Here is a 217-nt window from a genome sequence, read left to right as displayed (position 1 = left end):
TGGTTTCCCGGTGCAAGAGAATCAAAAATCGGCCAATTTTTAGCTCGTATTTTTGAACCGATTTTAGAGCCTTTTAGAAGGATTATTCCGCCGATTGGTATGTTTGATATTTCGTCCCTTGTGGCTTATTTCATTTTCCAATACGCGATGAGAGTTTTAACCGGTTTAATTCAAGTGTATGTCATTCCAATGCTATTTTAAAAAGCGCGCCCGTTTT

Annotated in this window: 1 protein-coding gene; it reads left to right on the top strand. The window is 38.2% G+C overall.

Annotated features, from left to right (window positions below; translation table 11 throughout):
* The coding region (locus tag NG901_RS16980; protein WP_252217134.1) for a YggT family protein at window positions 1–201 on the top strand (201 nt) is incomplete at its 5' end.
* Window positions 202–217: the final 16 nt, after the last annotated feature.

The sequence above is a fragment of the Clostridium sp. CMCC3677 genome (genome assembly GCF_023845585.1).
Lineage (GTDB): Bacteria > Bacillota > Clostridia > Clostridiales > Clostridiaceae > Clostridium > Clostridium aquiflavi.
The sequence above is the reverse complement of the archived record's forward strand: the minus strand, read 5'-3'. Positions and strand labels throughout refer to the sequence as shown.